The organism is Sphingobium sp. (assembly GCF_048594625.1).
Taxonomy (GTDB): Bacteria; Pseudomonadota; Alphaproteobacteria; order Sphingomonadales; family Sphingomonadaceae; genus Sphingobium.
The window spans coordinates 1-13,295 of sequence record NZ_JBMDWL010000059.1 but is presented as its reverse complement, the minus strand read 5'-3'; the positions used below and the strand labels follow the sequence as shown (position 1 = coordinate 13,295).

General features: G+C 62.8%; 7 protein-coding genes. 3 read left to right on the top strand and 4 right to left on the bottom strand.

The genetic code is table 11. From position 1 onward, the window contains the following. Positions 1 to 139 precede the first annotated feature (139 nt). Positions 140 to 2,461, bottom strand: coding sequence for a putative bifunctional diguanylate cyclase/phosphodiesterase (locus tag ACOJSJ_RS07315; RefSeq protein WP_420144371.1), 2,322 nt, complete (start codon positions 2,459 to 2,461; stop codon positions 140 to 142). Between the two features lie 185 nt (positions 2,462 to 2,646). Continuing rightward, positions 2,647 to 3,828, bottom strand: a complete 1,182-nt coding sequence (gene nhaA / locus ACOJSJ_RS07310) for a Na+/H+ antiporter NhaA (protein WP_420144370.1) — start codon at positions 3,826 to 3,828, stop codon at positions 2,647 to 2,649. Positions 3,829 to 4,097: 269 nt separating this feature from the next. Here nhaA and ACOJSJ_RS07305 point away from each other — a divergent pair, with 269 nt between their 5' ends. Next, the gene (locus ACOJSJ_RS07305; RefSeq protein ID WP_420144327.1) at positions 4,098 to 5,612 is read left to right on the top strand and encodes a peptide MFS transporter; all 1,515 of its coding nucleotides are present in this window, start codon (positions 4,098 to 4,100) and stop codon (positions 5,610 to 5,612) included. Between the two features lie 33 nt (positions 5,613 to 5,645). Here ACOJSJ_RS07305 and ACOJSJ_RS07300 read toward each other — a convergent pair whose 3' ends face one another. After that, on the bottom strand, positions 5,646 to 6,725 hold the full coding sequence (locus ACOJSJ_RS07300; protein ID WP_420144326.1) for an alpha/beta fold hydrolase: 1,080 nt from the start codon (positions 6,723 to 6,725) through the stop codon (positions 5,646 to 5,648). A gap of 102 nt (positions 6,726 to 6,827) precedes the next feature. Between ACOJSJ_RS07300 and ACOJSJ_RS07295 the strand changes: the two genes are divergently transcribed. Beyond that, positions 6,828 to 8,378, top strand: coding sequence for a S10 family peptidase (locus ACOJSJ_RS07295; RefSeq protein WP_420144325.1), 1,551 nt, complete (start codon positions 6,828 to 6,830; stop codon positions 8,376 to 8,378). Positions 8,379 to 8,539: 161 nt separating this feature from the next. On the opposite strand, the gene ACOJSJ_RS07290 is transcribed toward ACOJSJ_RS07295, so the two are convergent. After that, entirely contained in the window at positions 8,540 to 9,904 is a 1,365-nt protein-coding gene (locus tag ACOJSJ_RS07290) for an amidohydrolase family protein (protein WP_420144324.1), read from the bottom strand. A 403-nt stretch (positions 9,905 to 10,307) separates the two neighbouring features. On the opposite strand from ACOJSJ_RS07290, the gene ACOJSJ_RS07285 reads away from it, so the two are divergent. Further along, a complete protein-coding gene (locus ACOJSJ_RS07285) occupies positions 10,308 to 13,226 on the top strand; it encodes a TonB-dependent receptor domain-containing protein (RefSeq protein ID WP_420144323.1) in 2,919 nt (972 codons plus the stop codon). Positions 13,227 to 13,295: the final 69 nt, after the last annotated feature.

Below are 13,295 nucleotides of genomic sequence, written 5' to 3'. Positions count from 1 at the left end.
GCCTTCATGGGGCGGCCCGCTATGGACCAATCATGTCTTAACTGTGACAAATATTGCCTTGGCGCGGCAACTCATCGCTATGTCAGCAGCTGTGGCAATCGGGCCACATCGCCGTGCTGGCCTGCTCCGTCATGCACTATCAGCTGGCTATCGCAATGCCCTCGTCCGACCCATACTGCGCAAGGCACGCGGGCACCGCGTCGGCGGGCATGGCTTTTGCATAGAGAAAACCCTGACCGACGTCGCAATGAATGTCGCGCAGATAGGCCTCCTGCGCGGCCGTCTCTATCCCTTCGGCCACGATTTCCAGCCCCAGACAATGGCCCAGATTGACGACGGTCGACGTAATCGCTTCCGCGTCGCTGCTCGTGCCGATACGCTGGATGAAGGACCGGTCGATCTTCAACAGATTGACCGGGAACTGGGTCAGGTGCGACAACGATGCGTAGCCGGTTCCGAAATCGTCCAGCGCGATCCGGATGCCATGATCGCTCAATGCCCGCAATTCGCGTTCCACATCCCCCGCGCCGGTGCCCAGGAACACATTTTCCGTCACCTCTATCTGGATGCAGGACGGCGGCAGGCCGCGCGTGCGCAGACTGCCTATCACCCGGTCGGCAAAGCCCCCCTGCCGGAAATCGGCGCCCGCCACATTGATGGCCACATGGCCAAAGGCCACATCGCCCTGCGTCCAGTGCTGAATATCGTCCAGCACCTTTTGCAGCATGCGTTCGCTCAGCAACGATCCCAGCGCCGGATCATCGAACGCCGCGCTCATCATGTCGGGGGATCGCAGCCGCCCTTCATGATCGCGCCAGCGCAGCAACGCTTCGAAACCGGTCACCTGCGACGTGCGCAAGGCGATCTTGGGCTGATAATGGGGGACGATCGTGTCGTGGGTCAGCGCCTGACGCGCCAGCGCGATCATCGTCTGATGCCGCTCTACCTCCACCATCATGCCCGGTTCGAATATGCGCAGCTGGGCGCGCCCACCGGTCTTCGCGGCATAAAGGGCGATGTCCGCCGCCTTCATGATTTCGGAACGCGACCGGCCGTCGCGCGGGATCAGGCTGGCGCCGATGCTGGCGCTGCATTCCAGCAGGCGCCCGCCATGGTCGATCGGGCGGCGCAACTGGTCATAGATATTGCCTGCGACCTGCTCGACCTCCTCGGCGGAGCGGGCCGCGATGACCAGCGCAAATTCGTCGCCACCGGTACGCGCGACCAGATCGTCGTGGGACACCGACGCCCGCAACCGGTCGGCAAAGGCGCACAGCAGCGCATCGCCGCCGTCATGACCGATGCTGTCGTTGACAGCCTTGAAATTATCGACGTCCACGATCAGCATCGCGGCGGTCATCGTCCGCCCGACATCGGCCAGCATGCCGTCCAGATGATCCTGCAACAACGCACGGTTGGGCAATCCGGTCAGCGCGTCATGCTGCGCCATCCAGACGGCCTTTTCTTCCGACCTTTTCTGATGGGTGATGTCGCGCGCCACGACGATCAGCCGCCCCGACGCGTCCGACGTCTTGTTGATGGCGATGTCGAACCAGCGCCGCTTCGCCGTTTCGGACACGATGCGACCATCGGGCGCCAGGCTCAGGATCAGGGTCGCGGGATTGCTGGCCTTCGCCTGATCCAGCGCGCGCTGCGCGGCCGGGCGATCGTCCGCGGCGATTTCCATCAACCAGTTGCGGCCGATCATATTGTCCGCGTCCGAGCCGTCTTCGGGCTGATTATAGAAGACGATCCGATAATCCTCTTCCAGAATCAGCATATGGTCGGGGCTGGACCGCAATATGGTTTCGGTGAGGGATTCGCTGCGCTCCAGATCGGCGAGCGCCGTCATCCATGACACGAACATGCGGTGGAGCGAGAAGGACGCCGCAAAGATGGTCACCATGAAGATCGGCAGCTGGATGCTGATGACCGGCAACGTCGCGTCGGCCGTCATGCTGCCCGCCACGGCGCAGGGGGCCAGCGCCAGAAACACCATGGTCGTGGCCAGACGCGGCGTACCGAAATTGCGCAGGCATATGCCGCATACCATGGCGGCGGCGGACAGGCAGGCGATCACCGCCATGATCCAGTCCATGGACAATATGCACAGCGACGTCCCGATCCCGACGGACAAGGCCCACATGCATGACAACAGGGCGGACAATGATCGCGGCGGCGTGCGCCCCGCCGCCAGCTGCACCTTCCCGTGGATCAGCACGCCCATGCGGACAAGACCCAGGCCGATTTCGAACATCAGCCAGCCGATGAAGGGCGCGGTGGGGTGTCGCCATGCGGCGATGGCCGCGACCGCCGTCGCATTCAGCACCCCGCCCAGAAAGATGGGCAGCGACGAAAACAGGCCGTTCTTCAGCTGGTCGCCAACCATGGCGGGCACCGTCGACTTCGTGTCGAGCAGCCATCGGGTCCAGCGGGTGAAGGTTAAAGGCACCACATGCATACTCACTCGACCGGCCCGTTCCGTGACCTGAAAAGGCGTTGTGCGGACGTAAAATCGCGATGGCCGGAAGCGGACATCCCCGGCCGTTAAGACAGTTCGTAAAAGAGATTGGTTTTTAATAGCTTAATTTGTCAGCCAAAATGACAGCCAGATCGATAGCCGACCGCCGCCGGGGACCATCGATTTCAGCGCGCCGGATTTTTCCACGCGGGTGCCAAACGCAACAGCACAAATCCCGCCATCGCCGACAGGATCGATCCGCCCAGCACCCCGATCTTCACTTCGTCGGACAATAGCGGGTCGGTAAAGGCAAGGCCCCCGATGAACAGGCTCATCGTGAAGCCGACCCCGCATATCAGCGCCAGCCCATAGACCTGAAGCCATGTCGCACCGGCCGGGCGATCCGCCACGCCCAGCGCCACGGCGCCCCGGATGCTGCAGAAAATGCCGATCTGCTTGCCCAGGAACAGTCCCGCCGCAATGCCCAGCGGCAACGGCGCCAGAATATGCGACAGGCCGATTCCGGCCAGCGAAACGCCCGCATTGGCGAAACCGAATAGCGGCACGATGGCAAAGGCGACCCAGGGATGCAGCGCATGTTCCAGCCGATGGAGCGGCGACGTGCGGTCATCCGGCGCGCCGGGCGACGGGCGGATCGGGATGGTCAGCGCGGCCAGCACGCCCGCGATCGTCGCATGCACGCCGGACAACAACACCGCCAGCCACAGGCCGAATGCGCAGAGCAGATAGATCCACAGCGCCTTTACGCCCATCCGGTTGAGCACCAGCATCACTACCCATATCGCGCCCGCCGCCATCAGCGCGGTCAGGCTGATCCCCTTTGTATAGGCCAGCGCGATGATCAGCACCGCCCCCATATCGTCGACGATCGCCACCGTGGTCAGCAATATCTTGAGCGAAGCGGGCGCCCTTTTCCCCAACAATGCCAGCACGCCGATGGCAAAGGCGATGTCGGTCGCGGCGGGGATCGCCCATCCGCTGGCCAGACCCGGCTCCCGCCCGGCAATCGCCATATAGACGATGGCAGGCACCGCCATGCCCGCCGCAGCCGCAATCACCGGCAGCCAGCGGTCGCTCCATTGCGACAGGCTGCCGTCGATGAACTCCCCCTTGATCTCCAGCCCGACCAGCAGGAAGAACAGCGCCAACAGCCCGTCATTGATCCAGTGCAGCGCAGACAACGGCCCGATATGGACATGCAGCGCTTCGAAATAGGCGGCCGCCACCGGACTGTTCGCCACGATCATCGCCAGCGCCGCCGCCGCGATCAGCAATATTCCGCCCGATGCCTCCATATGCAGAAAGGCACGAAGCGCGGAGCGCGGGCGCTGGAGGGTGGCAAGCATCTGCATGCAATGCAGATAGACAGGCAGGCATGTCCTTGTCCAAGAAAAGCGGACCTGTCGGCCGGATCACCCATCGGAACCATCGTCACGCGATCCGGGCCAGCGCGTACCTGTCTGCCTCGCCACCGATCAGGAAGGCGAACGAAAAGCGATCGCACCGCCCAGCTTTGTTTGCACGGCCGATCACACGGGAAATCGAATAGAGCGTCCCTCGATCAAAATCGTATATTTTATTTGACCCTTTCCTCCACCTCCCGCAATGAAACCCCATGGACGGTGCACCACTTTATTCCGAACCACGCAATTTTCTGGGCCATCCGCGCGGCCTGTTCATGCTGTTCTTCACCGAATTGTGGGAACGCTTCTCCTTCTACGGCATGCGCGCGCTGCTGATATTTTACCTGACGAAGCAGTTCCTCTTCTCCGACGAGCGGGCCGGGATGCTTTATGGCGCCTATATCGCGCTGGTGTTCGTCAGCCCGCTCGTCGGCGGCTGGCTGGCCGACCGTTATCTTGGCGCGCGAAAAGCGGTGCTGTTCGGCGGCATCGTCATCGCGCTCGGTCATATCCTGCTGGGCCTCGACACGCTGGGCGGCGACCGCGAAGGCGCGACCCGCATCTTCCTGGCCGGCATGGCGGTCATCGTCGTGGGCACGGGTTTCCTGAAGGCCAATGTGTCCGTGCTGGTGGGACAGCTCTACCCGCGCGACGATATGCGGCGCGATCCGGCCTATACGATCTTCTACATGGGCATCAATCTGGGCGGCGCGCTGGGACCGATCATCTGCGGCGCGCTGGGGGAAATGGTGGGCTGGTCCTGGGGTTTCGGCGCGGCGGCGCTGGGCATGATCCTGGGCATCATCGTCTTCGTCATGGGCAAGCCCCTGTTGCAGGGTCAGGGGGAGGCGCCCGATCCCGCATGGCTCGCCCGGCGCAGCCTTGGCATGCCGCGCGAATATTGGCTCTATGCCAGCGCGCTGCCCTTTGCCGCCGTCATGTTGGCCCTGCTCGCCAGCCCCGCGGCCGTCGGCTATCTGCTCAGCGCCAGCGGCCTTGCCATGGGCATCGGCCTTGTCGCCTATGCCTGTCTGAAACTGGATTCCGACGCGCGCGGCCGGTTGCTGGTCGCGATTTTCCTGCTGGTGGTTCAGCCCGTTTTCTGGGGTCTGTTCGAACAGACCGGATCTTCGCTCAACCTGTTTATCGACCGCCATGTCGATCGCACCTTCTTTGGCTTCACGGTTCCGGCATCGCTGTTTCAGGCGGTCGGCCCGCTCTCCATCTTTCTGCTGGCCCCCGTTTTCGCATGGGCATGGCTGGCGCTGGGCCGCAAAGGCCTCGAACCCTCCACTCCCGCCAAATTCGGCCTTGCGATCATGCAGGTGGGCGCTGGTTTCCTGCTGCTGACCGGCGCGGGGATGCTGTTCCCCGGCGTAAAGATGCCGATGCTCTTCATCATCCTGCTCTACATGCTGCACACCATGGGCGAACTGTGCCTGTCACCCGTCGGCCTTGCCGCCATGTCGCGCCTGTCGCCGCCGCGCATGCTGGGCCTGATGATGGGCACATGGTTTCTGGCGACGGCGGGCGGCAATTTCATGTCGGGCGTCATCGCCGCCGCCATCGGCGCATCGGCGGGCGCGAACGATGCGGGCGCGGTGCTGGGCGCCTATGGCCGGATCGGCGCGCTTGCGATGCTGATCGGCCTGATGGTCCTGCTCCTGTCCCCGCGGATCGGCCGCCTCATGAAACAGGGCGGACAGGGTCTTCCGGACATGGCCTGACGGCATCGGCCGTCAGGGGCATCACATCACCTATTAACGCCGCGCCAGCAGCGCGATCAGTTCATCCTTCCAGAATTTCGCCCATGTATGCGTACTGTGCCCACGCGTTTCGGGGGAATAAGGGATCAGGATATAGCGCGTCGTCTTCAACCGCTTCGCCGCCGTTTCGGCCATGCCCATTTCCGGCGGGTTGATGAAATCGTCCGAAGAATTGATCCAGGTCATCGGCGCGCTGATCTTTTCAAGGTCGGCCGACGGATCATAATCGCGCGACGAATCCAGCTGATACAGATAATCGTTGGCGTCGCGGCTGGCGATGTCGCGGTCGAACCGATCCTTCCAATAGGCGTCGGCCGCATCCCGCGTGGGAAATTGCGTCTGCATATACCATGCCGCCGCGCCCGCAATCTGCGACAGGCTGGACGCGGTGCGCAGCCCCAGCATCGGTTGCGCCTTGTAATTGCCGTCCTGCCACGCGGGGTCTGCGCGAATGCCGTCCATCGCCGCCTTGCGCCACATCCGGTTGCGCCCGGCGATCGGCGCGGCCTGACAGGCCATCGGCATCAGTGCACCGGCGAAATCGGGATGTTTTTCCGCCCACAGGAAAATATGCATGCACCCCATCGACGTGCCGAATGTCAGCGCCAGATGATCGACCTTCAACCCGTCGACCAGCATGCGCCGTTGCGCCTCCACCATGTCGTCATAATCATAATGGGGAAATGCCATGCGCATCCCGTCGCTGGGCTTGGACGATCCGCCATGGCCGATATTGTCGGGCAGGATGATGAAATATCGCCGCACGTCGAGCGGCTGGCCCGGCCCATAAAGTTCATCGGCGAACTGCGGTTGCAGGAACTGCGCGCCCGATCCGCCGGTGCCGTGCAGGATCATCACCGCATTGTCGATCCGCCCCTTCGCATCGCGATGCGGCGTTCCGATGGTGCGATAATGCATCCGCAGTTCCGGCAACCTTTCCCCCGATGCAAAGCGGAAGTCGCGGATCACATGGTCGCCCTGCTTCACCTCCGCCGCGTCGAAACCCTGCGCCAGCGCGGGCGCGGCGATCATCATGGCGGCGGTGACCATGAAACGGGGCCATCTGTATCTCATCCTTGTCGTCCTCCCATGACATTCGCGCGCGCGGTCTCAGCCCATTTGACAGATTTGGTATACGATGTACGTTCCGCACCATCTCAAGGCAACAGGCAGATCATGCAGAAAAAATCGCTCGCTCTTTCCGCCCTCCCCCTCCTTCTGACGGCCTTTGCCGTTCCCGCCATCGCGGCGGAAAAGACCGCCCCGTTGGAAAAGGCGGAGGCGAAGGACGACAGCGCCGTCGCCCCGGTGGAGGAACAGGCCATGCCCAAGCGCGCGTCGGTGACGGTCGCGGGCAGGCAGATCGCCTATACCGCCACCCCCGGCACGCTAACGATCCGCAACGATGCGGGCGAACCCGTCGCCAGCATGTTCTACACCGCCTATGTCGCGGACCGGGCGAAGGGGGCGAAGGAACGGCCCGTCACCTTCCTGTTCAACGGCGGGCCGGGGTCATCGACCATGTGGCTGCACATCGGCTCCTTCGGCCCGGTTCGGGTCGACACGCCCACGCCCGACACCGCCCGCCCCGCGCCATTCGCCATCGGCCCCAATCCCGACAGCCTGATCGACAAAAGCGATCTGGTGTTCATCGACGCCATCGGCACCGGCCTGTCGCGTCCGCTGGGCAAGGCGCAGGGCAAGGATTTCTGGGGCGTCGATCCCGACATCGATGCCTTTGCCAGCGCCATTCAGCGATACCTGACCATCAACGATCGCTGGAACGCGCCCAAATTCCTGCTGGGCGAAAGCTATGGTACGCTGCGCGCGGCGGGCCTCGTCAACACGCTTCAGGAACGCGGCGTCCAGATGAACGGGGTGGTCCTGCTGTCCTCCATCCTCAATTATGGCGTTCGCAATCCGGGTTACGATCAGATCAACGTGACCTATCTGCCCAGCTATGCGGCGACGGCCTGGTATCATAACCGCCTGCAAAATCGCCCGGCGACGCTGGAACCCTTCCTCACCGAAGTCCGCGCCTTCGCGCTCGGCCCCTATCTCTCCGCCCTTGCCAAGGGCGACGACCTGCCCGATGCGGAGCGGGACAGCGTCGCCACGCAACTAGCCGCCTATACCGGCCTGTCAAAGGCGTTCATCATCCAGAACAAGCTGCGCATCGACCTCGGCCGGTTCCGCAAGGAATTGATGCGCGACGGCAGCCGCACGGTCGGCCGCCTCGATTCCCGCTTCATCGGCATTGATGTGGACGACAGCGCGGCCGATCCCGAATATGACGCCGCCGACACCGCGATCAGCGGCGCCTATATCGGGGCGATGAACAGCTATCTGTTCGGCACGCTGGGTTATAAGACACCGCTCAGCTACCGCCCCAATTTCTACAAGGACATCAGCCCCGCCTGGGATCAGCGTCACCGCGCGCCCGGCGGCGGCGGTCGCCCGATGCCCGCGGCCGACACCGCGCTGGACCTCGCCCGCGCCATGCGCACCAACCGCCATCTCAAGGTGCTGTCGCTCAATGGCTATTATGACATGGCCACCCCCTTTGCCGGGGCGGAATATGATCTGAAACACATGCAGCTCGACAAATCGCTGCAATCCAACATCAGCTACAAATATTATGAATCCGGGCACATGATCTACATCCACCCGGAATCCATGAAGGGCCTGCGCCGCGATCTGCTGGCCTTTTACGACAGCGCCATGTGATGGAATCGGCCCGCATTCCCGATGGGTGCGGGCCGACCCTTAATGGAGGGAGCGAATAAGGCCGCGCTGTCTTTCCGTTCGTTTCGAGCGTAGTCGAGAAACACCAGCATTATGCTATCCGCTTCTCGACCTCTCTCGAAACGAATGGATGCCCTCTCGAACTATTGCACAGGCTCCACCACGAACAGGCGCGTCTGCGGCAACGCCCTTAAGTCCACTTCCTTCCCGCCGACGAACAGCCGTTCCAGACGGCGGATATTACGGATGTCGGCCAGCGGATCGGCATCCAGCAACAGCAGGTCGGCGATCTTCCCCTTTTCGATCGTCCCCAGATCCTTCAGCCGCCCGGCCGCCCGCGCCCCGTTGCGGGTCGCCGCGACGATCGCCTGCATCGGCGTCATGCCCAGTTCCACCAGCCCCTCGATCGCCAGCAGGCTTCCCTCGCCGGGTTCCTGTTCCGGCGATTTGGCGCTGCGGCGATATTCCGGCGCGTCGCCCAGATAATTGTCGGTGGCGATCGTCACCGGGCATCCCGCCCGCACCAGCCGTTCGGCATTGCGCCGTTCGATGTCCGCATCGTCCCCCCGCATCGCGGCACGGCGGCGCAGTTCGGTGCTGGTCAGCGCCTTTGGCATCTGCGCTATGTCGGCCTGCGCTTTTACCCGCTTGGCAATCTGCTTCTGTCGGACGGCGCCCGTCACCATGTTGGACCGCATGGCGCACAAAGTCCCTTTCGTCACGATCAGTGCGACCAGATCGTCGGGATAATCGCGGCTCAAAATTTCCGGATGCTGGATCAGGTCGATCCCCGCCTCCACCGCCAGCCGCAGCCCCTCCGAACTGGTGGCGTGGGTTTCGGCCATCTTGCCCCGCTTATGCGCTTCCTCGACGATCACCTTCTGCTGCCGGGGGGAAAATCCGATCAGGGACGGCATCATGAAATGGCTGGTCCCGCCATATTTCAGGAAATCGACGCCCCGGTCCAAATAGGCGCTGACGGCGACCCGCAACTGATCAGGCGTCATGTCCATCAGTTCCTCGCCCATGCCCTGCGCCAGCATGTCGTTCCACTGTTCCTGAAACAGCGTCAGGTCGCGGTCACCGGTCAACGAATAGGTCAGTGAAAACGGGCCGCCCCACCCCAATATATTCCCCGCCACCAGCATCCGCGCGCCGACCGCTTCCCCCCGGTCGATCCGGTCACGCACCTTCAGCAAAGGCGGCAACACGCCGTAGCTGTCGCGGATCGTCGTCACGCCCGCGCGCAATTGCCGCTGCGCAAATTCCAGCGCCAGTTCCTCGTTCCGGTCGGCATAGCGCGACGATGTGTCGCGCCGCGCCGGGTTGCCATACACCGTGGCGTGCACGTTGGAATCGATGAAGCCGGGCAACAGATACCGCCCATGGCCATCGATTTCCCGCGCATTCGCCGGTGCCTTCAACTTGCCCGCCGTTGCGACGATGCGACCGTCGGCGATCAGCACATCCTGCCCGGCTCTGGCGGCGGCGCCCGTCCCGTCTATCACCGTGACATCACGTATCAGGATCGTTTCAGCAGCAACAATATCGGACCCGAAAAGTCCTCCAAACCCAACTGCGGTCAATAGCAGATTGGCAATTTTCCTTCGCATTTTCATGATGATAATTCCCTTCCCCAACCCCTGCGCCACGCCTTCCACATGACATCAAACTGAAATCTTGACAGCTGTCTGCATTGCCAGCATGATTACAGTATACGATATTCAATATACATTGAAGCCGTCAGAGAGCGGCAATAAGAAAGAGAGAGGAGCTGAAAACCCGTCCGGGCGGATCGCACAGCGATCCGGCACGCAGGAGCCGACATACGCGCCGCCTTCGCGCTGCGCGCATAGCATAACAATCCATGTCGAATGAATTAAATCCTAGCGATTATAAGGGGATATAGTGATGATTACGACCCGACCGGCTGGCCTTCGCGCCCGCCGTCATGCACGTCTGCTTTTGTCGACCATGCTGGCCGGCGCGACCCTCGGCACAGTGGCGCAGGCGCAGGACAGCGCCCAGGGGCAGACGGACATCGTCGTGACCGGATCGCGCCTCGTGCGCACCGATCTTGTCGCGCCCAGCCCCGTTTCGGTCGTTGGCGCCGACGATGTGAAGCTGTCGGGTAACGTCACGCTGGAAAAGACGCTCAACGAAATGCCGCAGCTGGCGTCGGGCAACACGTCCACGGTCAATAACGGCGGCGGTTCGGGCGTGCTGACCGCCAACCTGCGCGGCCTTGGCAACACGCGCACGCTGGTGCTGGTCAACGGCCGCCGCTTCATCCCCGCCGATTCCAACGGCAATGTCGACCTTGCCTCCATCCCCGACGCGTTGATCAAGCGGGTGGAAATCATCACTGGCGGCGCATCGGCCGTCTACGGGTCGGATGCCATCGCCGGTGCGGTCAACTTCATCCTAGACGACAAGTTCGAAGGGGTCGAAGCCAGCGCCCAATATGGCCTGACCGACCGTGGCGACGCATCGTCGAAAAAGATCGACCTGACATTCGGCACCAGCACTGCCGACGGCCGCGGTAACGTCACCCTGTCGGGCAGCTGGACGCGCCAGTCGTCCATCACCCAGAATGATCGTGGTTTCAGCCGCACGCCGCTGGGCGAAGTGAATGGCCAGCTCGTCTATTCGGGGTCGGGCAGCATCCCGGGCACCCGCGTGCCGCTCAGCACCGCGCAACGTAACGCGCTGACCGGCGTCAATCTGACGCCCGGCGGCGGCTGCACTTCCGTCACCGGCATCCGGTTCGGGGAAAACGGCACCGTGCTGCCTTACTGCCAGCCCGAAGACACCTATAATTATGCGCCGTACAATCTGCTGCAACGGCCTCTCGACCGCATCAACATTTCGGCGAACGCCCATTATGAAGTGGCGGACCGCATCACCGCCTATGCCGAAGCCTATTTCGTCAACGCCAAGAATGACATGATCCTGGCGCCGGACAGCTTCACCCCGCTGACGCCGGGCGCTGCATCCTCGACGCTCCTGATCCCCAACTATGCCAGCAACCCGGTCCTGCCCGCCAGCCTGCGTCAATTCTTCGTCAACAATGCCGCGATTTTCGACCCCAATGGCGATGGCACGGCCGAAATCGTGGGCGGCGGCCGCCGCGCGGACGAACTGGGCACGCGCAACTATCGGTACGAACGGCAATCCTATCAGTTGACCACCGGCCTGCGCGGCGACGTATCGCTGCTGGGCAATGACTGGAAATGGGATGCCTTCTACCAATATATGCGCAACCGTACGGACACGCGCAACGAAGGGCTGATTTCGCAAACCCGCCTGTCCATGGGCCTCGATGCGGTCATCGACGGATCGGGCAATGTCGTCTGCCGCAACCAGTCGCTCGGCTGCGTCCCGGTGTCGATCCTTGGCCTCAATTCCATCAGCCCGGCGGCAGGCGCATTCCTGACCCCCGTTCGCGAAAGCCATGACATCTTCACCCGTCAGGTCGCGGGCGCCAGCATCGCGGGTACGCTGTTCGAACTGCCCGCAGGCCCCGTTTCGGTGGCGCTGGGCGTGGAATATCGCAAGGACAGCTATACGTTCAGCCCCAGCCCGCTCGACCTGGCCAACGAATATGGTGCGGTGTCGCAAAAGGCGCTGGCCGGTTCCTACGATGTGAAGGAACTGTTCGGCGAACTGCGCATCCCGATTCTGGCCGACATGCCTTTCATCGACACGCTGGCGATCGAAGGCGCGGCGCGCTATTCGGACTACAGCTCGGTGGGCAAGGTCTTTACCTGGAAACTGGGCGGCGAATATGCGCCGGTCAACTGGTTCCGCATTCGTGGCGCCTATAACAGCGCGATCCGCGCGCCCAACATCGCCGAACTCTACACCGCCGTGACGCGTGGTTATTCCAGCGGCACCGATCCGTGCGCCATTCCGACATCGGGCGGCGACAGCCGCAGCGACGCGCTGAAGAATTTCTGCGTTTCCACCGGCGTGCCGCAGGCGGAAATCGCCAACTTCACGCAGGCGACGCTGGGCCTTAATCAGGACAGCGGCGGCAACCCCAATCTGCGCGAAGAAAAGTCGAAGACCTACACGATCGGCGCCGTCATCTCGCCGCCCTTCATCCCACGGCTCAACATCACGGTCGACTATTTCAACGTGAAGGTCGACGACGCGATCATGACCGTCAACGCGCAGCAGACGATGAACGACTGTTACACGATGATGGACGCGGGCAGCGCCACCTGCCGGGCGATCACCCGCCTTGGCAATGGCCAGCTGGACTATGTCAGCGTGTCGAGCAACAATATCGGTTCGCTCAAGGTCAACGGCATCGACGCGCAGGTCGATTATCGCGTGCCGCTGCCCGGCGCCCTGTCGCTGGGCGAAAGCGCCAGCCTGTCGTTGCAGGCGGTCGCCAGCTGGCTGTTCGAACGCACGACGCAGGTGCTGCCGACCTCCGCGCCGCAGGATTGTTCGGGCTATTATGGCGCGGGCTGTTCGGTGGGCACCGGCGGCTTCATCACGCCCGACTTCAAGCTCAACCTGGGCGCGACCTATGCCAGCGGGCCGTTCAGCTTCCGGGTTCAGGGCCGCATGATCGGCGATCTGAAACTCTATCCGACCGCGACCAATGTCGTGAAGTCGGTGGACCCGGTCTGGTATGTCGACACCAGCTTCTCGGTCGAAGCGACGAAGATCTTCTCCTTCTTCGGCGGAGTCAACAATCTGCTGGATCGTCAGCCGCCGATCTTCGGCACCACGCTGGTGGGCGACGCGAACACCGACGTGTCGCTCTATGACACGCTGGGCCGTCGCTTCTTCGTAGGCGCACGGATTAAGTTCTGATCCACATCGTCAGGCGGGCCGGGGCGTTTCGACGCCCCGGCCCCCTTTTTTCCACATAATCTTTTATTT